The organism is Chloroflexota bacterium (genome assembly GCA_013152435.1).
Lineage (GTDB): Bacteria > Chloroflexota > Anaerolineae > DUEN01 > DUEN01 > DUEN01.
The window spans coordinates 1-26,421 of record JAADGJ010000028.1 but is presented as its reverse complement, the minus strand read 5'-3'; the positions used below and the strand labels follow the sequence as shown (position 1 = coordinate 26,421).

20 protein-coding genes and 1 pseudogene are annotated in these 26,421 nt (G+C 63.5%); 10 read left to right on the top strand and 11 right to left on the bottom strand.

Annotated elements, in window-relative coordinates:
• Window positions 1-18: 18 nt before the first annotated feature.
• On the bottom strand, window positions 19-792 hold the full coding sequence (locus GXP39_03680) for a class I SAM-dependent methyltransferase (protein ID NOZ27140.1): 774 nt from the start codon (window positions 790-792) through the stop codon (window positions 19-21).
• Window positions 793-903: 111 nt separating this feature from the next.
• On the bottom strand, window positions 904-1,791 hold the full coding sequence (locus tag GXP39_03675; GenBank protein NOZ27139.1) for a fumarylacetoacetate hydrolase family protein: 888 nt from the start codon (window positions 1,789-1,791) through the stop codon (window positions 904-906).
• A 359-nt stretch (window positions 1,792-2,150) separates the two neighbouring features.
• Between GXP39_03675 and GXP39_03670 the strand changes: the two genes are divergently transcribed.
• The 6 genes from GXP39_03670 to GXP39_03645 all read left to right on the top strand — a co-directional run bounded on the left by GXP39_03670 (window position 2,151) and on the right by GXP39_03645 (window position 11,035).
• Window positions 2,151-4,340, top strand: a complete 2,190-nt coding sequence (locus tag GXP39_03670; GenBank protein ID NOZ27138.1) for a dihydroxy-acid dehydratase — start codon at window positions 2,151-2,153, stop codon at window positions 4,338-4,340.
• A 524-nt stretch (window positions 4,341-4,864) separates the two neighbouring features.
• Entirely contained in the window at window positions 4,865-6,694 is a 1,830-nt protein-coding gene (locus GXP39_03665; protein ID NOZ27137.1) for an ABC transporter substrate-binding protein, read from the top strand.
• A 102-nt stretch (window positions 6,695-6,796) separates the two neighbouring features.
• Entirely contained in the window at window positions 6,797-7,744 is a 948-nt protein-coding gene (locus tag GXP39_03660) for an ABC transporter permease (protein NOZ27136.1), read from the top strand.
• A gap of 44 nt (window positions 7,745-7,788) precedes the next feature.
• Window positions 7,789-8,661 (top strand): ABC transporter permease, encoded by an 873-nt coding sequence (locus GXP39_03655; protein NOZ27135.1) that lies wholly within the window; start codon window positions 7,789-7,791, stop codon window positions 8,659-8,661.
• On the top strand, window positions 8,661-9,338 hold the full coding sequence (locus GXP39_03650) for a DUF1028 domain-containing protein (protein ID NOZ27134.1): 678 nt from the start codon (window positions 8,661-8,663) through the stop codon (window positions 9,336-9,338). Before GXP39_03655 ends, GXP39_03650 begins: the two co-directional genes overlap by 1 nt.
• Window positions 9,339-9,457: 119 nt before the next feature.
• Complete coding sequence (locus GXP39_03645; GenBank protein NOZ27133.1) at window positions 9,458-11,035, top strand: L-lactate permease; 1,578 nt, start codon at window positions 9,458-9,460, stop codon at window positions 11,033-11,035.
• A gap of 77 nt (window positions 11,036-11,112) precedes the next feature.
• On the opposite strand, the gene GXP39_03640 is transcribed toward GXP39_03645, so the two are convergent.
• From GXP39_03640 to GXP39_03625, 4 genes are all read right to left on the bottom strand, one after another.
• Window positions 11,113-12,057, bottom strand: coding sequence for a DMT family transporter (locus tag GXP39_03640; GenBank protein NOZ27132.1), 945 nt, complete (start codon window positions 12,055-12,057; stop codon window positions 11,113-11,115).
• Window positions 12,058-12,344: 287 nt separating this feature from the next.
• On the bottom strand, window positions 12,345-12,905 hold the full coding sequence (locus tag GXP39_03635; GenBank protein ID NOZ27131.1) for a VTT domain-containing protein: 561 nt from the start codon (window positions 12,903-12,905) through the stop codon (window positions 12,345-12,347).
• Between the two features lie 191 nt (window positions 12,906-13,096).
• Window positions 13,097-14,077: an undecaprenyl/decaprenyl-phosphate alpha-N-acetylglucosaminyl 1-phosphate transferase gene (locus GXP39_03630; GenBank protein NOZ27130.1), complete on the bottom strand. Its 981-nt coding sequence runs from the start codon at window positions 14,075-14,077 to the stop codon at window positions 13,097-13,099.
• Window positions 14,078-14,088: 11 nt separating this feature from the next.
• A complete protein-coding gene (locus GXP39_03625) occupies window positions 14,089-17,358 on the bottom strand; it encodes a tetratricopeptide repeat protein (protein ID NOZ27129.1) in 3,270 nt (1,089 codons plus the stop codon).
• 369 nt (window positions 17,359-17,727) lie between these two features.
• On the opposite strand from GXP39_03625, the gene GXP39_03620 reads away from it, so the two are divergent.
• The 4 genes and pseudogenes from GXP39_03620 (at window position 17,728) to GXP39_03605 (ending at window position 22,692) form a co-directional block, all read left to right on the top strand.
• Window positions 17,728-18,507 (top strand): sulfite exporter TauE/SafE family protein, encoded by a 780-nt coding sequence (locus tag GXP39_03620; protein NOZ27128.1) that lies wholly within the window; start codon window positions 17,728-17,730, stop codon window positions 18,505-18,507.
• Between the two features lie 141 nt (window positions 18,508-18,648).
• Complete coding sequence (glgA, locus tag GXP39_03615) at window positions 18,649-20,190, top strand: glycogen synthase GlgA (protein NOZ27127.1); 1,542 nt, start codon at window positions 18,649-18,651, stop codon at window positions 20,188-20,190.
• Between the two features lie 103 nt (window positions 20,191-20,293).
• Entirely contained in the window at window positions 20,294-21,349 is a 1,056-nt protein-coding gene (locus GXP39_03610; protein NOZ27126.1) for a hypothetical protein, read from the top strand.
• A gap of 206 nt (window positions 21,350-21,555) precedes the next feature.
• Window positions 21,556-22,692 (top strand): annotated as a pseudogene (locus GXP39_03605) (hypothetical protein).
• Window positions 22,693-22,784: 92 nt separating this feature from the next.
• Here GXP39_03605 and GXP39_03600 read toward each other — a convergent pair.
• The 5 genes from GXP39_03600 to GXP39_03580 form a co-directional block, all read right to left on the bottom strand.
• On the bottom strand, window positions 22,785-23,729 hold the full coding sequence (locus GXP39_03600) for a hypothetical protein (GenBank protein ID NOZ27125.1): 945 nt from the start codon (window positions 23,727-23,729) through the stop codon (window positions 22,785-22,787).
• A gap of 34 nt (window positions 23,730-23,763) precedes the next feature.
• Window positions 23,764-24,450: a hypothetical protein gene (locus GXP39_03595; GenBank protein ID NOZ27124.1), complete on the bottom strand. Its 687-nt coding sequence runs from the start codon at window positions 24,448-24,450 to the stop codon at window positions 23,764-23,766.
• 9 nt (window positions 24,451-24,459) lie between these two features.
• The gene (locus GXP39_03590) at window positions 24,460-25,032 is read right to left on the bottom strand and encodes a sigma-70 family RNA polymerase sigma factor (protein NOZ27123.1); all 573 of its coding nucleotides are present in this window, start codon (window positions 25,030-25,032) and stop codon (window positions 24,460-24,462) included.
• A gap of 178 nt (window positions 25,033-25,210) precedes the next feature.
• Complete coding sequence (locus GXP39_03585) at window positions 25,211-25,738, bottom strand: GNAT family N-acetyltransferase (GenBank protein ID NOZ27122.1); 528 nt, start codon at window positions 25,736-25,738, stop codon at window positions 25,211-25,213.
• Window positions 25,735-26,115: a hypothetical protein gene (locus GXP39_03580; GenBank protein NOZ27121.1), complete on the bottom strand. Its 381-nt coding sequence runs from the start codon at window positions 26,113-26,115 to the stop codon at window positions 25,735-25,737. The genes GXP39_03585 and GXP39_03580 overlap by 4 nt, the downstream gene beginning before the upstream one ends.
• Window positions 26,116-26,421 lie beyond the last annotated feature (306 nt).

The following is a 26,421-nucleotide window of genomic DNA, read 5'->3' as shown; positions in this document are numbered from 1 at the left end:
ACTTTCAGGGGGAGCCTTTTACGGGCTCCCCCTTTTCGTTTTGCAGACGGCGGGGGCGGTGCCCCATATGTAGGTGTACAGCTCTTGCCCTTGAGCGCTCCTTCCCGTGACCTCCCGCTCCAGGCGGGCGAGCCCGCGCCGAAAGGCCTCCTCAGGGATGAGGCGCAGGGCCGAGTAGGCCTTCTGGCGATATCTGCGCACGTGAGATGGGCCCAACGGGAACGCGTGCTCCGTGTGTGATACCTGGATCTCTCGGAATCCGGCCGCTTCCATGGCTCGCTGGATAGCTGAGATGGGGGGATAGCGCCGAAGCTCGATGGGGATGGTCTCTGGGAAGTAATGAGACAGGGTGCGGCGCCTGATGTCCTCTTTGGAGTCGGTTACGGTTACGATGATCCCGTCGGGACGCAGGACGCGTTGGGCTTCCCGATAGAACGTCTCCAGGCGAGTGATGTAGTGGATTACGTTCACGCATAGGGCTAGGTCGAAGGTGTTCGCCGGGAAGGGATAAACGGCCTCCGCATCGGCCAGGCAGAAATGCAGACCGGGATACCCGCCTCGCGCGATGCGGAGCATGGCGAGGGATCGATCCAGGCCCACCCCGTGAGCGCCGAGAGTTGCGGAGATCGCGACCAGGTGATTCGCCGTGCCGCATCCGATTTCCAGGACGCGGCCGATCTTCCGGCCGCTCAGCATTTCGGTGACGTGAGCGATCACGCGTTCGCTGGCACGCCGGCACCTCGCGTAGGTGCCGGCGATGTGGTCGTAGTCTATACGCCCCACGATGTCCATCGCAAGCCTACAGGGGTGGTGCGAAGGGACCTCCCTTCACCAAGACATCGGCTTTCGTCTATTGTCGCTCGCCGCTGATGGAGCACTGTGCTATAATCCGGGAGGTCGACGCTATCCCTCCGTGCGACAGGGATTGCTCAGCGTTCCGATGCCGTCGATCTCCACGGTTACCACGTCGCCGTCCTGCAGGTATCGCGGCGGCGTGCGGAAGTGTCCCACGCCGGGTGGCGTGCCCGTCAGGATGACGTCTCCGGGCAGCAGGGTGAAGGCGTGGGATAGGAACTCGATGAGATGGGGCACTCGGAAGATCAGCTGGTCCGTGCAAGAGTCCTGGACCACCTCGTCATTCACCTTGCAGCGCAGAGGGAGCTGGTGGGGATCGGGGATCTCGTCCCTCGTGACGATCCACGGCCCCAGGGGGCAGAAGGTGTCCAGGGACTTCCCCCGTACCCATTGGCCGTCGGAGAATTGGAGGTCTCGGGCGCTGACGTCGTTGGCGACGGTATATCCGAAGATGTACGCATAGGCCTGGTCAGCCGGCACGCGGCGAGCCTCCCGCCCGATGACGACGGCCAGCTCCACCTCCCAGTCCACTTTGGTGGTCAGCGCCGGATCCCAGCGGATCTCGTCGCCGGGGCCGATGACGCTGGTGGGAAACTTGGCGAAGAGGATCGGATGGTCGGGCGGCTCGGCCCCCTGCTCCTTCACATGGTCCATGTAATTCTGGCCGATGGCGGCCACTTTGGACGGATTGGGGATGGGGGCGGCCAGTTTGACGCCGGCCAGCGGGCGGGCGAACGGGGCCAGATCCCCGGCTTGTAGCGTGCGCTCGACCTCGCTCCAGGCATCGGGGCCCGCCTCGAGGAGGGAGCGCATGTCGGACGGGAGATGATAGCCGCCCAGGAGCGCGTCGTGGGCTGCCGCCAGGTCGATGATCTCATCGCCCATGACGGCCCCCAGCCGCCACTGTCCGTCCTGGATGAATGTTGCCAACCGCATGGATGCCTCCCTGAGATTTGTGTTTTGCCCGTGAACATCGGGTCCAGTATAGTCGGACGCCCCCATCTGTCAATCTGTACTCTTATCGGGCAGTGTATCCAAGATGGTGGAAATTCCGCGAGGCCCATCGCAAGCCCACAGGGGAGGTGCGGAGAGGGACCTCCCTCCGCCAAAACATCCTCTTTTTCCGCTTTGCACCTGTCCTTTCCCGGCCTGATTCGGGTGGGCAAGGCCGGGCGAGGCAGGTGAGGGGCGGAAACCGGGAAGTCTCTTTTGAGGGGCTGCGCCCCTCAAAGCTCCCTGCTGTATTTCCACCGAAAAAGATACACTACCTCATTATCGACCGGAGTGGATCAGCCATGACCTCTGTCCCACTGGTGATCGAAAGCGACATCAACCCATATCGTGAGAACGTGCAGGCCAAAGCGAACGAGCCCATCACCGTGGCCGGCCTGCTGGATCGCGCCCGCCGGCTTCTGGGGTATACGGACATCGATTGCACGTTGGAGGCCATCTACGACCGGCTGGAGGCCAACGCCCCGCGGGTGGCCATCATCGGCGGGTCGTGGGATCACCCGGCCCATATCGTGGATCTGGAGACGGCGCTAAGGGCTGCGTATCGCATCTGGCAGCGCGGCGGCGTACCCTTCTACTTTGGCGTGCCGGTGATGTGCGACGGCACGGCGCAGAGCACTATGGGCATGAGCTATTCGTTGCAGTCCCGCAACGCCGTGACCCAGATGGTCGTCAGCCAGATGGAGGGGCAATGCTATCACGGCGCCTTCGTCATCCAGGGATGCGACAAGACGCCGCTGGCCATCGTCTCGGCGCTGGCGCTGCTGGATCGCACACGACAGGAGCGGGGGGAGCCGCCCGTCTTCGCCACCTTCGCCCCGGCCCATGTCCTGCGCGGGGGGACCATCCCCGACGATCTGTGGACCGAGCTGGAGGCGGTGGCGGTCGAGGCCGAGAAGCAGGGATACGATGACATCGCGTACGATCTGCGGGATGCGATGTCGTATATCCTGCAGTGCTCGTCCAACACGGCGTTCCAGGGGGTGCTCATCCGGGCTCGTGAGCTGGGACTCATCACCGCTGCGCAGCACAAGGGCTTTGAGAAGCGGCTGGCGGTGAACACATGCGACGCGAAGGGGGGCGTGTGCGCCTTCAACGGCACCGGGAATTCCAGTCGCCACGTCGTCTCCGCCTTCGGGCTGGTACACCCGGCTGTCGAGCTGTTGACCGAGCCGCCGACGCAGGAGCAGATCAACGCGGCCGTGGATGCCATGCTGGGTTTCTGCAACGATGGGACGTTCAGCGTGCGTCGCATCGTGGTGCAGAACATCGAGAACGCGGTGCGGGTCCATGCGGCTACCGGCGGGTCGACGAACCTGATGATGCACATCGTGGCGGCCATGATCCACGCCGGGTACGACTTCAGCGTGTGGGATATGGATCGCATCCGGCGGGCCGTCCCCGTGCCCGATCTGTTCGACTACAGCCTGACCCAGGGGCGGGACATCTTCGTGCTGGCGCAGCAATGTCGGGCGGGACAGATCCGGGGTATGGAGACGATGATCCACGAGCTGGTGGAGAACGGCGTGCCCATGCGCCTGGACGCCCCCACCGTGACGGGGACCTCGTGGCGGGAGCGGCTGAGCGATCCCCGGGGGCTGGAGGCAGAAAACGTTCGGGAGAATCCCATCATCCTGCATCGGCCGAAGCGCCCCGCTGCCGGCGTCGATGTGCTGACCGGCAACTTCTTCGAATCGGCCGTGGTCAAGATCAGCGGCATGCCGGAGGAGCAGATTGACGAGTTCGACGAGGCGGTGGCACTGGTCCTCTACTACGAGAACGAGGACGAGGCCAACCAGGCCCTGTTGGATGTCCACCTGTTGGATCGGTTCAAGGAGGAGGTGGCTGGGAATCGTGACCTGCTGCTGGCGATCCACCGGCACAACACCGGCCGGGCGACCGTACAGGGCCGGACGTATACGCCGGTGGAGAGGCTGGCGACGATGGAGGCGGAGGCCGTCTTCGACGTGATGGTGCGTGAGGGCACGCTGAAGATCGCCATGGTGATCAGCGGGCAGGGGCCGGCCGCCTATGGCATGCCGGAGATGTTCACGCCGATGCAGCATATCAACGCCAACCGAGCTGTGAAGAAGCTGACGACGCTGATCAGCGATGGGCGGTTCTCCGGCGTGAGCTACGGCGCGGCCATCGGGCACGTGACCCCCGAGGCGTTGAACGGCGGCCATATCCTGTATCTGCGCACAGGGGATGCCCTGCACCTGCGCCTGCGTGCCCGGCGGATCGATCTGTTGGATCCGGATGTGCTGGCCCGAACTGGGGAGACGCGGGATTATCCGCACGATCTGCCCACCGAGCGGGCGGCCCTGGGCGAGGAGCGGCTGGCGCGCATCCGGGCTCGCCAGCGTCGCGTCGCGCCGACCAATCGGCTGACGGCATGCACCGATGCGGCTCATGGCGTGGTGCCGCTGGCCGTGGCGGAGGAGGCAACGGAGCCGTATCCCCACGCCGCGTGATGACGTGATGGATGCCTGCAGGCCGGGCTCCCATGTCCGGCCTGCGGGATGGAGGTCTTCCGTATCTTCCGGGCCCTGGTAGGCAAGCCCTTTTTCTGCGCTCACAATTACGCGCATGGCTGCTCGCTAGATTTGAGTGAGTTTTTTCTGTCTTTCACGTCTGCGCAGGATGCTATCTCGATTGGGTAGCTCTACGTTCTCCTGTGGAGAATTATGCGGACGGCGCTCCTATCCAATATCTTGTATTATGTGCTGGGATTGGCCCTATATATTGCGTCTTCCGCTGCATCGGGATGGCCCCGCCGTGATTACCACGGCGGGGCGCAGAGCCGCCTTTGGTTGACAGGTGCGACAAAAACGATACAATAAGGATCGAACTCTCATGTGATCAGGCCTTAACGTTCGACGATTGTGTGGATGGACAGCGGAGTTCATTCATGTTCGGCCTCATGGATGAACTCCGCTGTTTGTATTCGGGAACACGGCATCTTGTACAAAGACAGAGAGAGGAAAGGAGGCGCACAGTGTGGGGTAAGCTCAGCAAGAGAGATCGGGCTCGCATTCGGGAGGAGCTGAAGTGGGCCTACGACTTCGATCCTAAGGACCCGCTGTTCGGGTTGAGCCGATCGGACCTGCGGGGCCCCAAGATGAGCCGGCGCACCGTGCTGCGTCTGTTGGCCGCGGCCGGCATGTTAACGTTGTCAGACGTGCTGGTGGCGTGCGCTCCGACTGCGGCTACGCCCGAGGTGGCGGCTCCCGAGGGAGAGAAGGCCCCGGCCCCGACCCCGGAGAAGAGGGGGGGCGAGCTGACCGCCGGCTGGGCGGGGACCGCTGAGATTCGCACGCTCGATCCGGCCCAGATCAACCAGGTCCTGCAGTTCCAGATCACCTCCAACGTCCTGAGCGGGTTGACCCACATCAATCCCGACCTGACCGCCGAGGGAGATCTGGCCGTGGATTGGGAGGTCTCGGAGGACGGCCTGGAGTGGATCTTCCACCTTCGCGAGGGGGTGACCTTCCACAACGGGGATCCGTTTACCGCGGACGACGTCGTCTTCACCTACAATCGCTCCAAGGATCCGGACCAGTCGATCCACTCCCGCGTCCTGTCCAACGTCCAGGACGTGCAGAAGGTGGATGACTACACGGTCAAGATCATCCTAGAGAAGCCGCAGGCGTCGCTCCTGGTCAAGACGCTGGAGCGCTCCAGCGGCCGGGCCATGACCATCGTCAATCGGCGTGCGCTGGAGGAGATGGGCACCGAGCAATACGGGTTGACCCCTGTGGGAACGGGGCCCTTCCGGGTGGTGGAGCATCAACTGGGCCAGGGTGTGGTGTTGGAGCGGTTCGAGGACTACTATGATCCGGAGCGGCCCAAGCTGGACAAGGTCACCATCATCCCGATCCCGGAGCCGGAGCCGCTGGCGGCGGCGATCGAGGCCGGCGACATTCAGCTCATCGGGGGCAATGCGCCCGCGGCTGAGCTGATCGATCGGTTCGAGGCCAACCCCGATCTGGTGGTCTCGCAGATCACCGGGCCTGGCTTCCAGGCGCTGTGGATCAACCCGTGGCGCGATCCGTACAAGGTGCCGGACTTCAACAAGCCGGTGGAGGAGCTGAAGAAGGAGAAGGGCTTCATGGTCCGGCTGGCGATCGCCAAGGCGATCGATCGCCAGGACCTGATCAAGCGAGCGCTGTTTGGGCGTGGTCAGCCGGCCTTCGGCACGGTCAATCCGGCGATGCGCTTCTACTTCGACACCTCGATCAACGAGACCAGCGAGCAGCGCTTCGATCTCGAGGAGGCTCGCCGCCTGTTGGCCGAGGCCGGATATCCGAACGGCGAGGGATTCCCCACGCTCAAGCTGATGGTGACCCCGGCTGGTAAGCGTGAGGGCGAGATCATCAGCGATATCCTCAAGAAGAACCTGAACATCAACATCGAGCTGGACATCAAGGACTTCCCGGTCCTGATCGATCACTTCGACTCGATGGACTTCGATCTGCTTCGCATCGGCAGCGGTGGGGACTACGATCCCGACGATGCGCTGGTCGACTGGATGCAGACGGAGTCCAAGTTCAACGGCCCCAACCGGGATAAGGAGACGATGGCCTTCGGCTTCTTCTCGGACAAGGAGGTCGATGAGCTGATCGAGCAGGAGCGCGTCGAGACGGATCTCGAGCGCCGGAAGGAGCTCGTCCAGAAGGCGAATAAGATCACCTCGGACAAGGTGGCGGCCGCGTTCCTCTACCATCCGCTGGACATCCTGGTCTATCGCAAAGAGGTGAACTATCCCGACGTGAGCCGGATCCCCGGGCTGGTCGATCTGGACCGCGTCACCATCGAGGAGAGCTGATCCCTGATGCGTCGGGGATAGTCGTGGGTCCTCCTCTTCGACGGGGTTGTCCGTCGGGGAGGAGGACTCTACACGCTGTTGGAGGGAGTGCGAAGCGGTACGATGAGCCGATATATCGTCAAGCGAGTGTTCTATTCGTTGGTCGTGATCTGGGCCGTGGCCACGCTGGTCTTCTTCATGCTGCGGGCGGTCCCTGGCGATCCCTTCCGCGCCATGCTGGCCGACGTGGACCCGGAGGCCGCCGAGGTGTTGCGCCGGAAGTTCGGCCTCGATCGTCCCGTATACGTGCAATATGTGCTCTGGTTCGCCCGGGCGCTTCAAGGCGATCTGGGGAACTCCATCTATGGCAGCAATGTGGCGGTGAGCCGGATCATCCGTGAGGCCTTTCCCCGAACGATGGCGCTGGCGGGGTTCGCTTTCGTCCTTTCGTTAACCCTGGCCATCTCAGCTGGCATCATCTCTGCGGTGAAAAAACATACCTGGCTGGATCATACCTTTACCTTCGCGGCGTTCCTGGGGCTCAGTATGCCAGACTTCTGGCTGGGCATCCTGCTGATCATCGTATTCGCTGTGAACCTGCACTGGCTGCCCGCCATCGGCTACGTGCCCCTTTCCAAAGGGTTCTGGCCGTGGCTTTCCCATCTCATCATGCCGGCCATCGCCGCGGGAACGCCCTTTTCGGCCATCATCGCCCGGATGACCCGCTCCGCCATGCTGGAGGTGCTGAAGACGGACTACATCAAGGTCGCCCGGGCGAAGGGCTTGACCGAGCGGGCGGTCATCTTCGTCCACGCGTTGAAGAACGCTTTGATCCCGGTGGTCACCGTCATGGGGATCGCCTTCGCCCTGTTGATGTCGGGCACGGTGATCGTGGAGAACGTGTTCGCCATCCAGGGGCTGGGGCGGGTGTTGATCCAGGGGATCCTGAATCGGGACTATCCGGTGGTGCAGGGGGCCATTCTGGTGGTGTCGGTGATCTTCGTCTTCACCAACTTGCTGGTGGATATCCTGTACACGATGATCGATCCTCGAATCCGGTATGAGGGGTAGGGAGTGGGCTCGTGCTCAACGCGGTTGCCGAAGTAGAGCAGGAGATGTTCGATACGTTCGCCGTCGCCCCCAAACGACGACGGCCCTGGCTGCGATATCTGTGGCGGGACAAGAAGGCGCTGATCGGCCTGATCGTCCTGATCGTTTTGGTCGTCACGGCTGTGTTCGCCGCCCAGGTCGCCCCCTATGATCCGAACGATCAGGTGTTTGAATATCTGGAGCCTCCGTCCCGGACGCACCTGCTGGGGACCGATGATCTGGGCCGTGATCTGTTCAGCCGGATCATCTACGGCACCCGGGTGTCGATCTCCGTGGGCATCATCACGGTGGTGCTGGCGTTGCTGATCGGCGTGTTGATGGGGTTGTTGGCCGGCTACTACGGTGGCTGGATCGACAACCTGATCATGCGTTACATCGACTTGCAATGGGCCTTCCCCAATTTCATCATCGCCGTCTATCTGGTGGCCGTGTTCGGGACCGGCCTGGAGAACGTGATCGTGGCGATCACGCTGGCGTTTCTGGACGACTTCGCCCGTGTTATGCGCGGCATGGTGCTGTCCATCCGGGAGGAGGAGTACGTGACGGCGGCCCGGGCGGTGGGGGTCTCCGACGCCCGCATCCTGTTGCGACACGTCCTCCCGAACGCGACGGCGCCGGTCATCGTGCAGGCCACGGTGAGCGTCTCCTATGCCATCCTGGCCGAGGCTGGGCTCTCCTTCCTGGGATTGGGGGTGAAGCCATCGACGCCGACGTGGGGATTGATCCTGAGCGATGCCCGGACGTTCATCTCCCGGGCGTGGTGGTTGGGGGTCTTCCCCGGGCTGGCCATCATGATCACCGTCCTCAGCATCAACTTCCTGGGGGACGCCCTCCGGGATATGTTCGACGTGCGAGAGTACCAGGAGGTACAGCACTGATGGATCTGCATACGTTCTCCATTGCGGCCCGGTGTCCGGCCGAGGGAAGCTATGGTGTGGCCGTGAGCACAGCACGGCCGAATGTGGGGAGTCTGGTCCCCTTCGTCAGCCTTCATGGCGCCATCGCCACACAGGCTCGTGTCAACACCGATCTAGGACGGAAAGGGTTGGCGCTGTTAGAGGCCGGTGTGGAGATTCAGATCGCCCTGGAGGCCCTGTTGCAGATGGATGAGGATCGGGAGATCCGCCAGCTGCACGGCGTGGATGCGCGAGGCTCGTTCGTCTTCACGGGCAGTCAGTGCGTCGAGTGGGCGGGGCACCGGGCGGGGAAGCATTACACCGTCGCCGGGAATATGCTGACGGGGCCGGAGGTGATCGACGCGATGGCTGAGGCGTACGAGGCGGCGGAGCGGGAGGGGGCGGAGCTCAGCGAGCGTCTGCTCCGGGCGCTGGAGGCGGGCCAGAAGGCCGGCGGGGACAAGCGGGGCAAGCAGTCGGCGGCGTTGCTGGTGGCCAGCCCGGACCCGCGTTGGTACCATAACCTGCGCGTGGACGATCACGCCGATCCGGTGGCGGAGTTGCGGCGGATCTACGACCTGGTGGTTGAGCACTCCAAACGGATCGAGCAGGAGTACGGCCTGGAGGGGCTGCGGCTCTTCAGCAAGATCAAGTATTGAGTTCGGGAGGGGCTGGCGTCGGCTTTGGCTGGCGTTGGCTTTGGTCGAGTCGAAGGCCCCCGGCTTCCCAGAGAGGCCGGGGGCCTGGTGTTGCACGGTGTGTCCTCTGAGGCGAGCGGATGTCCTCTCTATCGATCGGGCCGTTCACCTGGCTGCTGGCTTTCTCCCCAATCCTGGTCTCCGTGGCGTTGATGGTGGGCGCCCGCTGGAGTGGGGCGAAGGCCGGATGGGTGGGGTGGTGCCTGGCGTTGGGCGTGGCGGCCTTCGCTTTCGGCGGTGGGACGCGCCTTCTCTGGTATAGCCAGCTGAAAGGGCTCCTGCTCACGTTTTTCGTTCTGTATATCGTCTGGTTTGCGCTGGCCTTGTTCCATGTGGTGGATGAGGCCGGCGCCCTGCAGGTGATCAGCGTCGGGGTGGCCCGGCTCACGGCCGATCGCACCATGCAACTCCTGATCCTGAGCTGGGTCTTCGCCTCCTTCCTCCAGGGGGTGACCGGCTTCGGGGTGCCCGTCGCCGTGGTCGCCCCGTTGCTCGTTGGGCTGGGCTTCCCGGCCATGACCGGCGTGGTCGCCGCCAGCATCGGGCACGCCTGGGCGATCACCTTCGGCAGCATCGCTTCGTCGTTCTACGCGCTGATGGCCATCACCGGGATGGACGGGTTCACGCTGGCGCCCTGGACGACGTTCCTGTTGGGGGTAGCCTGCTTCTTCTCCGGCCTGGTGCCCGCCTACCTGTACCAGGGATGGCCCTCGCTGCGGCACAGCCTCCCGGCCGTCCTGGTGATCGGGAGCGTGATGGCCGTCGTGCAGTATGGGATGGCCACGCACGGCTTGTGGAATCTGGCGTCGTTCATCGCCGGGCTGACGGGGCTGGCCGTCGCGGCTGCTCTGACTCGATTGCCCATGTACCGGGGATCGGCGGGGGAGCAGCTCGCCAACCGTCGTCACCTCGATGCGCCGATCCGCATAAGTGTGCCGGCGGCCTTATCCGCCTACCTGATATTGCTTCTCGTGGTGGTGGTGGCGCAATTCGTGCCTCCGTTTCCTGATCTCCTCAACCGCGTCAGGATCGTGATGCACTTCCCCGAGACCCGCACGGCGTTGGGATGGGTGAATCCGGCCGGGACCGGGCGCACCATCAGCGTGTTCGGACATGCGGGCGCGTTGATCTTCTACACCTGCGTGATCTCCTACCTGGTTTATCGGCGTTTGGGATGCTATGCCCCGGGCACTCCGGGACGGATCGTGCGGCGGACGGCGCGCGGCGCGTGGAAATCGAGCCTGGCGATCCTGTTCCTGGTGGGCATGGCGATGGCGATGGCCGATAGCGGGATGACCTACGTGCTGGCGTTGGGGATGAGCCGGGTGGTCGGCCGTGCGCTCCCCTTCCTGGCCCCCTTTATCGGCGCGCTGGGCGGCTTTGTGACGGGCACGAACACGAACTCCAACGTGGTGTTCGCCCCGCTCCAGCAGCGGACGGCCGAGGTGATCGGGTACAATCCGTTGATCATCCTGGCTGCGCAGAATGTGGGGGGCGCGATCGGCAGCGTGATCTCGCCTGCCAAGGTGATCGTGGGATGCAGCACGGTGGGGCTGGCGGGCCGGGAGGGCCGGGTGATGCGGCTCAATCTCATCTACGGGGTGCTCATCCTGGGTTTCATGGGGCTGTTGACGGCGGCCCTGCTGGTATTCGTATAGCCAGAAGGCTATCGCCCCGGACGGGCTCACGAGATTGTACTGGAAATCCGCTGATCGCTATCCCCTTCTCTCCCGCGTTACTCCCGTCCACGTTGTTGTTGCAGGTACCAGGTGATGGTGACGAGCACGATGAGCGCTCCCGCGACCTGCCAGACGGAGGTCAGGCGCTCGTCGAGCAGCAGCGCCCCGAAGGCCAGTGCGCTCACTAAACGCCACGCCAGCAGGCTGCTGACCAGGGGGGCGCCGAGGTGCTGGAGGGCGCCGATCTGCGTCACATTGCCGCCGACCAGTACGCCGAGCACGAACCCGGCGAAGACGTACCAGTCCCGCCGGCTGAGCGCCTGCCAGCGGTGCCAGTCCTCGCCGAGGAGCAGGCTCAAGATGGTGGCGATGCTGATGATGGTGACCATCTGCGTGATCAGGAGGGCCTCGCCGGAGATGTTGTGCTGGGCCGCTCGCCGGACCAGGATCATGTATAGGGCCAGGAAGAGGCTGCTGGCCAGGGCGAGCGCGATCCCGATCCCGTCGGTGGAGCTCAGGGCGAGCTTTGTGTTCGACGGTGTGAGGTCTTTGCTCATCATGAGCAGTGCCCCGATGAGGCTGATGGCCGTGGCGCGGCCGGTGTAGGGAGGGATGCGATCGTGTAGCAGCGTGGCGCTGAGGAAGGCCACCAGGAAGGGCGTCATGAGCGTGATCAGCTGCACGTAGATGGCCTGCGTGAATCGCACGGCGAGCAGGTTGGTGATGGCTCGGGAGACGACCGCCAGGGCGAACATCCACAGGATCGGGGATCGGAAGACGCGAGGATCCAGGCGGCGGAATGTGACGAGCGCCAGCGCGATGAAGACGAAGATGTTCCCGGTGACGATGAGGGACATGGTGGGGAGGCCGCTCACGACCTGAAGGTAGCGGGCCAGGACGGGATATGCCCCCCAGCTGGTATGGGCGGCCAGCGCGACGAGGATCCAGCCGGACCGTGTAGGGATGTGGGGGCGCCTGGTTAGTGGGGTGCGTCGGGACATGGCTGCGGCCGGTTGGACGGGATAGGCGTGAGTCTCATTTTGGGAGGCGGCTGTCCCCTGGGCTTTAGTGGCTTCGTGGTATGCTTCTCAGATCCGGAAGAAGTCCTTCTTCTGCCTTCGACCTGCCCGGCCTCGGCCTGGGTCCTTCAGAAAGGGCCGAGAAAGGCAGGTGCAGGCCGGAAAAGGGGGGCTTCCGTGGAGGGGAGGCCCCCTCCACACCTCCCCCTGTGGAGCTGGTCGTTGAGGGAGATCCCTCAGACACCTTGCTGGTAATTTCAGACACGCTCTTACAGGAGATGGGAGAGGAGCCCCAGCGATCCCGCGCCCAGGAGCGCGATGACCGTGGTTTTGATCGTCTTGCCCGCCCAGCACGCGACCAGGAAGCTGCTCAGGGGGAACCGGAGGGCGCCGGCGGCGATTCCCGCCAGGTCGAAAGCCGGGTTGGGCACCATGGAGAGGAAGAAGACGACGAACAGGCCGTATCGTCGGGTTTTCTCAACGAGTTGCTGATAGCGCTCTCTGTCCTCGATGATGGCGCGACCGCTGGCGCCGGCCAGGTAGCCGGTCAGCTCGCCCAGGGTTTCGCCCAGGCCGGCCGCAAGGCCCACGAGGAGGGGGCTGAGCACGCTTCCCGTCGCGAAGACGACGGCGATGCCGGGAGCTGGCAGGAGGATCGTCGCACTGCTGGCCATGCTGATGAGGAAGATCCCAGGATATCCATAGTGCCCCAGAGAGCTCAGACGATCCCGCTCCAGGATGATCAGGGCACTGATGCCGATGGCCAGAAGGAACCCTCCGATACGCAGGAGACGAGCTTGCCAGACGGCGGGCAGATAAGCGGGGCGCATGTGTCGCTCCAAGGGTTGCTCTACTAGGTGCCTGCTCCCAAGGCCGGGGATCATATAAGCCTCCCATGAGACCGCTTGTGTATGAGGTTGGATAGGTGTGCCCTTCTTCGTTTGAGGGGGGCACTTGTTGTAACGCTTGAGGTGCAGGTAAGTTGCGCCGTGTTGACGAGAAAAACTGCCGGTAAAACGGCCTACAGGACCTTCTCCAGACGCCAGATGCCCCAGAGGCCGGCCGCGGCGGCGATCGCCCCCACCGTGTATCCCTCCGCAATGGAGGCCTGCGTGACGAAGAGGGCGAGGATTCCCAAAGCTCCCGCCAGCAGGTAGCAGATCAGCACCGCCTCCCGGCGAGAGGCTCCCATCCTCACCAGGCGGTGCGAGATGTGGTCCCGGCCGGGCGAGGTCATCGGGTTCAGCCCGCGGCGCAGCCTGGAGAACACCACCAGCGTCATATCGAAGATGGGCAATCCCATGACTAGCACGGGGACCATCCAGGTGACGATATAGACGTTGTCGGGGAACCGCAGCTTGATGCCCACGGCCGCCAGCATGAAGCCCAGGAAGAGCGATCCGCTGTCGCCCATGAAGATGCTGGCCGGGTTGAAGTTGTACACCAGGAACCCCAGGCACGCGCCTAACAGCGCGGCCGCCAGCGCCCCCACCAGGTACTGTCCGCTCATCAGCGCCAGGAGCAGATAGAACGTGGCAGCGATGACGGCCAATCCCCCGGCCAGCCCATCCATGTTGTCCAGGAAGTTCAGCGCATTGGTGATCCCCACGACCCATAGCGTTGTAATGGCGATGTTCAGGAGGGGCCACCGGAAGAGCTGCACCTGGACGCCGGAGGCGATGAGGATCAGGGCGGCGACGATCTGCCCGGCCAGCCGCAGCAGGGGGGAGAGTCCCCGGCGGTCATCCCACAGCCCCATGAAGGACACCAGGGTGGCGCCTACGAAGATCCCCACCATCTGGTTGACATAAAATTTGTCGCCGAACAGGACGAGGGCCAGGATGAACGCCGCGTAGATCGCCACCCCGCCCAGCAGCGGGATCGGATTGGTGTGCACTTTCCGGGCGTTGGGCTGGTCCAGGATTCCCAGGCGCAGGGCCGCATAGCGGGCCATGGGCGTCCCGCCGATGGCGAGCACCAGCGCGCTGGTTAGAATCAACATGTAACGTGTGATCATGGCTGTTGGCTCAGCCGATTCTCCAATCGGGTGATGTATTGGTCCAGCGCCGGGCGTTTCTCTTCCGGCGCTAGGTCACGTGCCAGCTTGGCTTCCGCCAGCGCGTCACGCAGACGGCCTGTTTCCTCGTAGAGCCGCGCCAGCGCCTCATGACCGGAGGGATCGTTGGGCTGGTATTGGAGGTATTGCTGGGCGGCGGTGATCGCGTCCTCCAGGCGGCCCTGACGGGCGTAGATGTCCCGAAGCGCCCTCCATACCTTCCATGCCTGCGGCTGGTTGGGGCGCAGCGCCAGCGCCTTCTCGTATGCGGATGCGGCTTTGGCCCACTCCCCGAGCGCGTTATACAGATCGCCCATAAGCAGATAGGTTTGCTCGTACCGGGCGTCCAGCGCCAGTGACTGCTGATAGCGGGCCAGTGCCTGGTCGAACTGCTCTCTGGCCAGATCCTGTTGTCCCTGTTGCCAGTAGAGCCCGCCCAACAGGTAATGAACCAATCCCCACTCATTGTACAAATGCGCCGCGTTGGGGCTGAGCCGAACGGCTAGCTCGTAATAGTGCAGCGACTGTTGCCAACGCGCTTCCTTTTCCTTGGGATCGCTCATCAGCTCGCCCCAATTGCGATAGAGGCGAGCCAGGTTGGCCGTGTGATCCGTGTTGAGGGGGTTCAGCTGTTGGGCTCGCGTCAGCGTCTCCTCGGCCTGCTGCAGCAATTGTTGCCGGACGTTCGGATCTTTCGTCTGGCGTGCCTGCTCCAGCAGAGCGCGTCCCAGGAAGAGGTAGTAATAATCCTCGTTGGGCGCCAGGTCCAGCGCCCGTCGATACAGCATGGCGCTTTGGGTCCACCGGCGTTCCGCGTCGTACGCCTGTCCCTGCTTGTAGTAGATGTCCGCCTGGATGGGGTGGACGCAGACGTTGAGGATCACGATGGCGGCGATGACGGTCGTGACGATCCCCGCCAGGGGCGCGTACAGGGTGGCATAGGGGGGCAGGCGGAAGCGATCCTCCTGTAGCCACAGGAGGGCTGCGGTTCCGATCATGGTCGCGATGACCACCACGACGTAGATCAGGAAATGATTCGCCACGTGGGTGAGGGCTGACTCGCCGGGGGCGGGGCGCCAGGCCATCCGGTGCGCCTGGTAGAGCCCGAAAGCGAGAAATACCGCCCAGCAGCCCGCCGTGTACGCCCCCAACGCCCGAAGCGCCTGCCGGGCCGTCCAGCGTTTGACCTGGCCCAGCTGCCCGACCAGCAGCAGGCCTCCCACCAGCCAGGTGAAGCCGAGCAGCCAGATGATCCCCAACCCTGGGACGCCCTGCCTGGTCTGGGTGTCGTATCGGGTCGTGAGCGAGCGCCAGAAGATCTCCCACGTGTTGAGATTCTTCGGCACGCTGGTGATGTAGTCGTATGCCAGGGTGATGAAGATCAGGGCGCCAATGCCCACGTAGGGCCACACGTCGAGCAGCGTGGAGCGGCCTGTATCGGGCTGGGGCTGAGGGCGCCGTCGGCGCTGGCGTCGGCGGCGTCGTGTGGTGGGCGGAGGGGTGGCCTCGGCCATTGCGGGGGCCTCCTGCAGCCGTCCCGTGCCGACCACGACGAGCAGGGCGGTCAGGGCCCAGAAGTACGTCCGGCTGGCGACGATGGCGATCCCGAAGTGGATCTCCACGAAGTGGGCCACGATGGTGGAGAGCAAGGCGATGATGAGCAGCTCCCGACGAGGGTCTCGGGGTGCAGCGGTGGGCGCCTCCGTGTCCATCACGTCCCGACGGGCCCGGAACGCTGCCAGCGTGACAAACCCGACCACGCCGATGATGAATCCGAAGGGTATGCCCACACCCGCCAGGCGCAGCGAACCGTCCAGGATCCACGGGATCACGATGCCGAGCGCGGCGCTGCCCGCCGCCAGCGCGAGGAAGAGGTTTCGGTCGGAGCGGGTGCGGATGAGCCCCAGCCAGCGCAGGCTATAGTAGAAGATCGACGTGAACAGATAAAAGTAGGCCAGGAAGCCGAATAGCCCGGTGATGATCAGCGCGTCGAACGTCTCGTTATGCGACCGATCCGGCGAGGCGTTGCGTCGCTCCAGATGGGCCAGCTCGGGGGGATAGAAGGGATTGTAGGCGACCCACATGGATTCCGGGCCGTAGCCGATCAGCGGGCGCAGCACGTTAAACCGATCCTCCGAGCCGTCCGGGTAGGCCAGGGGCTCGTGTGGGGCGATCATGCGCACGGCCCCCTGCCAGATCAGCGTGCGGACCCGGTTGGTGCCGGTCTCCAGGTCTAGGATGGTACCCAGGCGGCCCAGCCCCGACTCCTGGCGTAGCCCGGCCAGGGGGCTGTTGGGAAGGTTGAAGAGGACGAGGAAGCCGCCCAGGAGCAGGGCCAGGATAATGGGGGCGATCCACACCCAGCGGAGCGCCCGGCGCAGGCTGCCGGGGACCTGTGGCATCGTCAGCGCCCACCTCCAGAGGGCGATGAGCACCAGCAGGGCGAAGACGTAGAGCCCGGCGACCCAGCCCAGGAAAGGCCCTCGGCTCTGGCTGAGGACGATCCCGGTGGTCACCTGGATGATGAGGATGAACAGGCCGCAGCCGGCCAGGATCGCATCCCAAAGGCTCCCGCCCTCCACGTCCCACATGCGGGCGAAGGCCTCGGTCATTGGCTCCAGCGTGAGGAAGAAGGCCATGATCAGATAGGCGGCGACGAAGATGGGGTTTCCCATGTTGGCCGCCACCCGATGAACCACATCGCCGCCCCACGGGAGGGGATCCTGCTGGAGCCGTTGCCAGATGCCGTAAAGGCTGATGGGCACGCTGGTGAGGATGACGGCATAGAACAGGCGTCGGAGCTGGGCGGGACGTCGTAGGTGCCCCAACATCAGGAAGAAGATCGCGATGTAGCAGAGGGTGGTCAGGGTGCCCTGGAGGCGTTGATAGGATCCCCAGAAGCTGATCCGTGGCACCACGGAGAAGATCGTGCTGATGAGATAGGCCAGGACCAGGAGCAGGGTAGGGAGCACCAGTGGGATACGGATGATCTCCCGCATCTGCTCCCGCAGAGGGCGCTGCGCCTTCGTGGGGCGTGCCAGGCCGTCCACCTGCTTGACCAGCCATGCCCCGACCATGACGAAGACGATGGCTCGCAGCACGCTGATCTTATCCGGTTCGAAGACGCGCGAGGAATAGACGTTGAAGAAGAGCGGTACGGTGATAAGCGCCGCCAGCCATCCGGCCTCGATAAGGGCATCGCAGAAGCGGGCAAGTTTGCTGGTCATGGAATGGACACATTCACCTGATCATGCTGTCTGGAGAACACAAGGCATCTCATCCCTCGGGCTCGCTTTCGGAGAGCGGACGGATATTCGAGCTGAAGGATGCAATGGATGTTGTGGGAAGCCTGGCGCCTGCTATCTTAACCCACCTGCAGGGAAAAATCAAATCGTCTTCTTTTGGCGTAGGTGAGGACGGAAGCCGGGAAGGTTCCTTGAGGGGCTGCATTCCTCAAGGCTCCCCGCTGTATTTCCCATCGAAAAAGGGAGACACGACCCGGGGCAGCAGACGATTGACAAGATCGTCAAAGCGTGTACGATACCTCAGGTTTTCTGTGGGCCAACCCCTATCTTGAAAGGAGAGGAGGAAGATTCATGGATTGGTATCTCTATCCGGCCGTGATCGCTGCGGGGTTTGCCTGTGGCTTCATCAACACGTTGGCGGGCAGCGGCTCGTTGATCACGCTGCCGTTGCTGATTTTCCTGGGGCTCCCCGCCACAGTGGCGAACGGCACCAACCGGGTGGCCATCCTGTTGCAGAACATCGTCGGCGTGCGTGGCTTCCAATCACATGGCCTGCTGGATCTGCGACAGGCGTTATGGCTGGCCGGCCCTGCCGCCCTAGGAGCGATCGTGGGGGCCCGCATCGCGGTGGACCTGAACGAGACGACCATGCAGCGAGCGATCGGCGTGATCATGGTCATCATGTTGTTCGTGATGCTGATCAATCCCAAGCGCTGGCTGCAGGGGCGGGGCGGGGAGGTCCGGGAACGGCCGGGGTTGGCCGAGATGGGCTTGTTCTTCCTGATCGGGATCTACGGGGGATTTATCCAGGCCGGGGTGGGCATTTTCCTGTTGGCCGGCCTGGTGTTGGGCGCCGGATTTGACCTGGTGCGGGCGAACGCGATCAAGGTCCTCATTATCCTGGTCTTCACGGTCCCCGCCCTGATCGTGTTTCTGCTGAACGGTCAGGTGAATTGGGGCATCGGCCTGATTCTGGCGACCGGGAACATGATGGGGGCGTGGGCGGGAACTCAGTTCGCCTCCCGGCCGGGGGCCGCCGTGTGGGTCCACCGGATCCTGGTGGCCGTGGTCGTCGTGTCCAGTGCCAAGCTGCTGGGCCTGTTCGATCTGGTCACCCGGGCGGTAAGCTGAGCCGTTCTGGCCCCGGCCGATTTGCGTCAGCCTTGGGGCTATGCTAGGATGCTCGACGTGTTGGCTGGGGCCGCCCTCGGTCCTCGTGTGGGTGGGGCCTGTCTCTCCTGATGTGAGCTTCTTCCTGAAGGTGGACCTGATATGAGCGAACCACGCCCCTTGAAAGTGCTCTACCTCTCCGCGGAGGTTGTCCCGTTTGCGAAGACCGGCGGACTGGCCGATGTGGCCGGGGCGCTCCCCAAGGCGATCCGGGCGTTGGGCCATGACATCCGGGTGGCGATGCCCCGGTATGGTCGCATCTCGCCCGAGCGATTTGATCTCAGGCCCAGGTTGGAGCCCTTCCCCATCCCCATGGATGATATGGAGGAGCCGGCCTCCATCCTGGAGGGGCGCATTGGGGATGGAGTGCCGGTCTATTTCGTGGAGAACGCTCGGCTGTTTGATCGGGAGGGGATTTACATGTATCCCGACGACGCCGAGCGATTCATTTTCTTCTGCCGGGCGGCTCTGGAGATGTGCCGCCAGATGGACTGGCGCCCGGATGTGGTTCATTGCAATGACTGGCACACGGCCATCATCCCCAACTGGATGCAGACGATCTATCGGGATGATCCCTTTTTCGGCGAGGTGGCGACCGTATACACGATTCACAATCTGGCCTACCAGGGGATCTTTGGCTATCGTGTCCTGGAGATCGCCGGCATCAACGAGTACGGTTTCATCGCCCACCCGGACCTGGCGCCCGACCTGAACGATGTGGTGGATCTGATGGCGCGCGGGATCCTCTTCGCCGATATCATCAACACCGTCAGCGAGCGGTATGCCCAGGAGATCCTGACGCCGGAGTTCGGCGAGCGGCTGGACCCCATCTTGCGGGACCGGCGTGACCGGCTGTTTGGCGTGCTCAATGGCATCGATTATGATCTGTACAACCCCGCGACCGATGCCCATATCACCTCTCACTTCGATGTGGATCATCTGGACGATCGGCTGCCGAACAAATCGGCTCTGCAGCAGGAGGCTGGGCTGCCGGAGCGCAACGACATCCCGCTCATCGGAGCGATCTCCCGTCTAACCGACCAGAAGGGGTTCGATCTGATCGCGGAGATCATCGACGCCTGGATGCAGCACGTGCCCAGCCAGTTCATCCTGTTGGGCACCGGCGAGCAACGGTACCACGATCTGTTCGAGCGTATTCACGAGCGTTACCCGGAGCGGATCTCCGTGTTCCTCACCTTCAACGCCCCGCTGGCCCAGCGGATCTACGCGGGCTGCGACATGTTCCTGATGCCCTCCCGCTTCGAGCCGTGTGGCCTGGGGCAGATGATCGCGATGCGGTATGGGGCCGTCCCCGTGGTGCGGGCTACGGGGGGGCTGGCGGATACGGTGGCCAACTATGATCCCCGTACTCAGGAGGGCAACGGGTTCTCCTTTGAGCCTTATGATGCCATGGCGTTGTACGCCACCCTGGTGCGGGCCACTGAGACCTACAAGTATCGGGACGTGTGGCGTCGGCTGATGCTGCGGGGCATGCGCTCGGATTTCTCCTGGGATCGATCGGCTCGAAAGTATGTGGACCTGTACTATCGGGCGATCGCCACCAAGCACGGCGCACATCGCCCCGAGGAGTACGATGTATTGCGTCGCGGAAGCACGGCTGAGCGAATGGGTGGTGACGAGTAACGGAGGAGGCAACGTGGGAAGAGCGGCGGAATTCGAGAAGGTGCGTGAGCCGTTGTCAGAGTCGTTGCCCGAGATCCGGCCGGGCATCGTGGATTTGCCCAGGATGATATCGGAGCTGCCGCGAGACGCTCGGGAGCGCGTCCAGCGCCTCTTTCACGTGAGCGAGACGGTGGGGCATCTGGATCCGCCGGAATCGATGCATGCCTGGATCCGGGGGTACTTCGGCTCCGTGGACGTGGTCATGGCCCAGCGCATTGTGAAGGTAACCAACCAGGTCACCCTGGAGGGGGCGCTGTTCAACGAGCTGCGTGCCCGCCGTCCCATTGAAGCGAGAGGGCCGAGCGATCTGGTGATGGAAGCTCGCGCGAAGACGGGGGATCCCTTCTGTCATCCGGAGTCGGGCACGCCGGAGGATATCTTCGGCCGGGTGTGGGGAAAGCACTGCGTCACCGCCTCGAACATCGCCAAATACGATGGCTTCCACGGCCTGGTGATCTTCCGAGAGCACGACCCCTTGCAGTTCGGCGAGGAGCAGGTCGTGGATTACATCACCACGGCGTTGGCCTGGGCGGATGAGGTGATGGCCTGCGACCCCGACGCCCGTTACTTCTTCTTCATGTGGAACTGCCTGTGGAAGGCGGCGGCCAGCATCATCCACGGCCACGCCCAGGTGACGATGACGAAGGATATGCATTACGCCCGGATCGAGGGGTGGCGGCGGGCGGCGGTGGCGTACCGGGCCGCTCATGATAGCAATTATTTCGATGATTTGTACATGGCGCATGCGGACCTGGGGCTGGGCTTTGAGGCGGATGGGGTGCGCGTGCTGGCCTACCTCACCCCGGCCAAGGAGCGGGAGACGCTGCTCATCGCCCCCCATCTGACGGATGCGCTCAAACGGGCGCTGTATCGGGCGCTGGCCTGCTTCCGGGACCGAATGGGCGTGTTCAGTTTCAATGTGGCGCTTTATCTGCCCCCGCTGGCCCCGGTGCCGGAGGACTGGTCGGGGTTCCCGGTCATCTTCCGTTTGGTGGATCGCGGGGATCCCGTCAATCGCACAGGGGACATCGGTGCGATGGAGCTCTATGCGGCGAATGTGATCGGCACGGATCCCTTCTACGTGATCCAGCAGATGCGTCAGGCCTTCCAGGCGGATTGAAACCCTGCTGTGCCATGGCGGGCGGCATCGCATTGAAGCGTGAAGTGTGGGAAAGGACACGACAGTGCCGGATCTCCCGTCGGGAGCTGGGGCGCTTGTTGCTCGCTTCCCTGGGGGTTTGGATAGGGGGGTGTGTCATGGGAACATCGACCTCACCGTCGGTCCGATGGGAGCCACAGGCGGCTCCGCCGGGGGAACCCGGCCCTCTGCGGGCGGGCGCGGCGGTTCGCAAGATCACGCCTGATCCCGCTGAGAAGCGCGTGTATCTGGCCGGGTTCGGGATCAACCGCGTGGCCACCGCCGTGCATGACGATCTCTGGGTGCGGGCGTTGGCCCTCGGCGATGGGGTGACCACCATCGCGTTGGCGGCCCTGGATCTGATCGGGCTTTTTCAAGACGACGTCTTCCTGATCCTGGGAGAGGTGTCGCGGCGCGGCATACCCTTGCAAGGGGCGATCATCGCCTCCACCCATACGCACTCGGGGCCGGATACGCTGGGGCTGTGGGGGCCGAACCGCATCACGTCCGGCGTGGATCAGGACTACCTCGCCTGGGTGCGTGCCCAGACGACGGAGGCCATCATCGAGGCCGTCGATGGCTTGCGCCCCGCACGCCTGCGGGCAGCGTCCGTGCCGGCGCCCGGGCTGGCTCGTAACGCCCGTGATCCCTCCATCGTGGACGACGAGCTGTCCGTCTTGCGCGTGGAGGAGGACGACGGAACGGCGATCGCCACGGTGACCAACTTCCCGTGCCACCCGGAGGTTTTGGGGAGCGAGAACACGGTCATCACCTCCGACTTTCCGCATTTCCTGCGAGCGCGCATCGAGTCCGCTGACGGTGGAACGGCGATCCATTTCAGTGGTGATCTCGGCGGCATGATGACGCCGGATGTCCCCGCTCATACCTTTGCTGAGGCGCAGCGCATGGGGGAGCGATTGGCCGAGCGAGCGTTGAACGCTTTGGCCGACGCTTCGCTTTTGGTGGTGGATCGGATCTGGTGGCGCCAACGGAAATTCGAGGTGACGTTGGAGAACCCGCTGCTGAGCATGGCCCATCGGACCCGGCTCATTCATCGCCATATGACCCAGGCGGATGGGCGCACGGTCATCGAGACGTCTGCTAGTCTGTTGAGCCTGGGCGGCGCGCAGATGTTGGCGGTGCCGGGGGAGGTGCTCCCCCGGCTTGGGCTGAAGCTGCGCGCTGTGCTGCCGGGGCCGTATCGGTTCCTGATCGGGTTGGCCAACGACGAGTTGGGCTATATCCTGGACCCCTCAGAATTCCACGCTCCCGCGAATTATTTCGATCCGGGGGATTCCTATGAGGAGAGCATGTCCATAGGGCCGGAGATCGGGCCCGCGCTGTACGCTACCACGCAGGCGCTCGTGCGGGCCCTGCAGGACATGGAATAGCGGAGTGTTGCCCTGGAGGTGGGGGGTTATTCCTCCAGGGGCTCCGACGCGGGGACCAGCTCGCGATAGGTGATCGTCCACACGGCGGCGTGGAACGCCTGGTAGGCGCCCTGGAGTATGAGCAGCGGGATCAGGAATACCGTGGCTCCAATGGGGATCCCTATCAGCCAGGCGGCCCATCGGGACCCCGTCAGGCCCATCACCAGCCACGCGGGTATGCCCCCGGCGGCCACGGCGATCGCGCCCAGGAGGATGATCACGGGCACGGTCACGATTCCCCATCCGATGGCGATTCCCCACATCAGCAAGGCCATCAAAAGGATATCCTGCCACTGGGCGACGAAGAGATCGTACCCTCGTCGCAGGCTTTCGCTCCAGCTTTGGTCGTCGAGGACGGCCTGGCGAGCTACCAGCTGGCGCCAGATGCCCACGGTCCCTCCGACGATGAACAGGATCAGCAGGGCGATCAGCACCAGGCCGATGGTCAGCACGACCGAGAGGATCTTCACCGCGGTGCTGTCGACCAGCAGCAAGAGCAGCGGGGAGAGCGCCAGGGCGAGGACGGACAGGGCGAATATGGACAGAGGGATGTCGATGATCAGATCGATGCCGAAGAGCCGTAGCGCCCTGCGATCCAACCCCAGCGCGAAGCCCTGTCGCACGGTGGGCGTGCGGTCATAGAGGAGCTTCTCGTCGATCAACCGGTAAAGCCCGGTTTGCGCGATGTATCGTAGGATCAGGGCGAGCACGATCAGGATGGCGACAAGGCATAGGATGCCGAGGAAAAGGGCTTCCCAATTTTCGGACAAGGTGGAGAGGTCCTGATGGGTGAGGCGCCATTGCGCCTGGCCGCCGCGCGGGAAGTTGAAGCTTCCGCCGCTGGTCAGGGCGAGCAGCGCGCCGAACACCCACAGGGCCTTTGACCGCCATGTCAGGTGTAGGGACCGGCGCAGGATGTCAATGTGATCCATGTCTTGCCTCCAGTTTTATCGATTCCACGTTCGTTCACGTGATGATGGCCGGGCGCCGGGGTGGCCTGGCATGGCGCCTCAGGCTGCTTCGCCTCTGCCCACCCCTGGCCGACCTGTGGTGTCGCCACAGAAGCCAGAGGGACAGCAGGTATCCCAGGCTCAGGATCCCGATCAACAGGCTCAGGATCAGGGCGGAGAGCACGAACTCCGTCACAGCGCCCCATTCGGGCGGGAGAGCGATCAGATTGGCCCCCCAGCCCAGCGGCTCCGAGAGGCCGCGCAGCGCGAGCCAGCTTAGCACCTGGTCCGCCTGGACGCTGGATGTCCGGTAAGGCATCCACCGGGGATCGATCAGGCCCAGCGCGGCGAGCAGGGAGATCAGGAGCACGATCGTGCCGACGACCTGGGCCGTGACGTTGCAGAGAAGCAGGCCGGCGGATGGAAGCCAGCGAAGCCAATGGGGCAGGGAATGCGTCGTCTCCCTTCGATGAGGGAGTTGCTCGCGCATCTGTCGCCATACCTCCCGGGAGGAACGGAGGGAGGCCCATGGGACCGGCGCGCTACGCAGGACCTCGCGTAGTCGGTTCAGCTCGCTCAGGGCGTGCCGACATCGTGGGCACGCGGACAGATGGCTTTGTAGAAGATCTCGTTTGGCGGGGGTGAGCTCCCCGTCATGATAGGCGATCAGCCATTGGGTCCACGGTTGGTGATCGTCGGGCATAGGATCCCTCTATCCCTTTGGATTTTCCGGCTTGAGATAGGCCTCCAACTCCTCTCGTAGCCGCTTTCGAGCGTAATTCAGCCGGGACATGACCGTCCCGATGGGTATGTCCAGCGCCTCTGCGATCTCCTGATAGGATAATCCCTCATATTCTCGCAGGATCAGGGCGGCCCGGCTTCGTTCCGGCAGGCGAGCGATGGCCGATCGCACCGCCTCGGCGTCGACGGCTCGGTCCAGCGCCTCCGAAGGTTGGGTGACCGGAGATATCATGCTTTCCTCCAGGTCAGCGATGGGGCGCTGCCGTCTCATCTCATCGATGGTCGTGTTGACCGCGATCCGACAGAGCCACGGGCGGAATCCGGTGGCTTCTTCCCCCTTGATGCGGAAACGAGGAAGGGCCTGCCAGGCCTTCAGAAACGTCTCCTGTGCCATATCCTCGGCCAACTGTGGGTCGTTGGACAGGCGATATGCGATGCTCATCACCAGTCGGTAGTAGCGTTGAACCAGTTCGCCGAAGGCTTGCTCATCGCCTTGTTGGCTGCGCCGGATCAATTCTGCTTCGGTGGTCGCGTGAGCGGTCATGATCGACTCGCATGAGGGTGGCCGGGCCAGTTCGTTGAATAGAACGGCGGAGGATGCGCTCCTATTCGAACGGGCTGGCGGGGGAGGGCGTGGTCGGCCGACGCGAGATGAAGAAGAGGCCACCACAGGGGTGGCCTTTGCAGAGTAGCGAGGTCGGGTGAGTGATCAAGGTCGCTCATCACGACGTGGGAAGTTCATGGGCCAGGATGCTCATCCAGAGGATGTCATGGTAACGACCATGGCGGAATTCCGCCTCCCGCCAGCGACCTTCGATCCGAAACCCCACCTTTTCGTAGGCTCGGATGGCGCGTCGGTTCTCCTCGTAGACCCGCAGATAGATGCGATGGAGGTTGAGCTGCTGGAAACCGTATCGGATCAGCGCCCGCATCGCGTCGGTCCCCAGCCCCTGTCCCCAACGGGACTTCTCGCCGATGAAGATGCCGCATTCGGCCGTGCGGTTTCGCTGGTCGATGTGGCTGAGCCCGCATCCGCCCACATGCTGCCCGTCTTCTAGCGCATCGATGGCGAAGTTCATCACCGATGGATCGGTGCGTTGCTTTGTGAACCAGTCCTCTTCGTCTTCCAGGCTCCATGGGCGGTACGGGCCGAAATATTCGATGACCTGGGGATCGTTCAACCAGGTCGTGTAGCGGGGTAAATCATCCCGGGTGATGGCCCGTAAGCGTACCTTTTCCCCCTGGATCATGCGGGAACCAGCTCCTGATCTGAGACGGGACGTTGTCCCTGGGTCGGCGGCTTATGCCGCCCGCGTTGCTTCAGATAGGCTGCCACATCCTGACGCGCCCTTTCGAACTCCTTCAGAAGCGTTTCGTCATCGGCTTTGCTCCCCGCGATGGTGCGCTGGGCGCAGAGTGTGCATCCCAGGGAGGCCTTGTAGCTTCCCATGTCGCAGTTGAGGCAATCGCATAGGCGGATCATCATCAGAGAGAAGGCTACGGTGTCCAGCGTTCCGTCAGGTTGGGCGGCTACTCGTTCTACCAGTTTACGCCATTTCTCGCCGCGCAGGTTCTTGAGGGCGGCGATGCTCCGGTACGGGAACAGGATCTCGCTTTGCGGGTACATCCCTCAACCTCTCGTCCTCGATGTAGTGGGTCTTGATGCATGGTAGCATAGTCGACGCGCGTGTGTCAAGATGATATTGGCGGATTTTTCCCAGGAAGGTGCGATCTGAGAGCGTGTCTGAGAATTTACCGGCAAGATGTCTGAGAGGTCTCCCTCAACGACCAGCTCCGCAGGGGGAGGTAAGGCAAAAGAAGGGCTTTTTCCGGAGGGGCTCCGCCCCTCCCTGAAGTTTGGCTTTTTGGAGAAGGGACTAGTCAAAAGGGAACGCCTTGGGTAAAGTAGAGAAAGTAAAGAACCAAACCCCAG

Coding starts and splice junctions, on each gene's coding strand:
- GXP39_03630 (NOZ27130.1), bottom strand. CDS start 14,077: ATGTTGATTCTAACCAGCGCGCTGGTGCTCGCCATCGGCGGGACGCCC.
- GXP39_03645 (NOZ27133.1), top strand. CDS start 9,458: ATGTCCTCTCTATCGATCGGGCCGTTCACCTGGCTGCTGGCTTTCTCC.
- GXP39_03675 (NOZ27139.1), bottom strand. CDS start 1,791: ATGCGGTTGGCAACATTCATCCAGGACGGACAGTGGCGGCTGGGGGCC.
- GXP39_03680 (NOZ27140.1), bottom strand. CDS start 792: ATGGACATCGTGGGGCGTATAGACTACGACCACATCGCCGGCACCTAC.
- GXP39_03580 (NOZ27121.1), bottom strand. CDS start 26,115: ATGTACCCGCAAAGCGAGATCCTGTTCCCGTACCGGAGCATCGCCGCC.
- GXP39_03640 (NOZ27132.1), bottom strand. CDS start 12,057: ATGTCCCGACGCACCCCACTAACCAGGCGCCCCCACATCCCTACACGG.
- GXP39_03670 (NOZ27138.1), top strand. CDS start 2,151: ATGACCTCTGTCCCACTGGTGATCGAAAGCGACATCAACCCATATCGT.
- GXP39_03585 (NOZ27122.1), bottom strand. CDS start 25,738: ATGATCCAGGGGGAAAAGGTACGCTTACGGGCCATCACCCGGGATGAT.
- GXP39_03595 (NOZ27124.1), bottom strand. CDS start 24,450: ATGCCCGACGATCACCAACCGTGGACCCAATGGCTGATCGCCTATCAT.
- glgA (NOZ27127.1), top strand. CDS start 18,649: ATGAGCGAACCACGCCCCTTGAAAGTGCTCTACCTCTCCGCGGAGGTT.
- GXP39_03650 (NOZ27134.1), top strand. CDS start 8,661: ATGGATCTGCATACGTTCTCCATTGCGGCCCGGTGTCCGGCCGAGGGA.
- GXP39_03660 (NOZ27136.1), top strand. CDS start 6,797: ATGAGCCGATATATCGTCAAGCGAGTGTTCTATTCGTTGGTCGTGATC.
- GXP39_03625 (NOZ27129.1), bottom strand. CDS start 17,358: ATGACCAGCAAACTTGCCCGCTTCTGCGATGCCCTTATCGAGGCCGGA.
- GXP39_03635 (NOZ27131.1), bottom strand. CDS start 12,905: ATGCGCCCCGCTTATCTGCCCGCCGTCTGGCAAGCTCGTCTCCTGCGT.
- GXP39_03620 (NOZ27128.1), top strand. CDS start 17,728: ATGGATTGGTATCTCTATCCGGCCGTGATCGCTGCGGGGTTTGCCTGT.
- GXP39_03655 (NOZ27135.1), top strand. CDS start 7,789: ATGTTCGATACGTTCGCCGTCGCCCCCAAACGACGACGGCCCTGGCTG.
- GXP39_03600 (NOZ27125.1), bottom strand. CDS start 23,729: ATGGATCACATTGACATCCTGCGCCGGTCCCTACACCTGACATGGCGG.
- GXP39_03590 (NOZ27123.1), bottom strand. CDS start 25,032: ATGACCGCTCACGCGACCACCGAAGCAGAATTGATCCGGCGCAGCCAA.
- GXP39_03610 (NOZ27126.1), top strand. CDS start 20,294: ATGATATCGGAGCTGCCGCGAGACGCTCGGGAGCGCGTCCAGCGCCTC.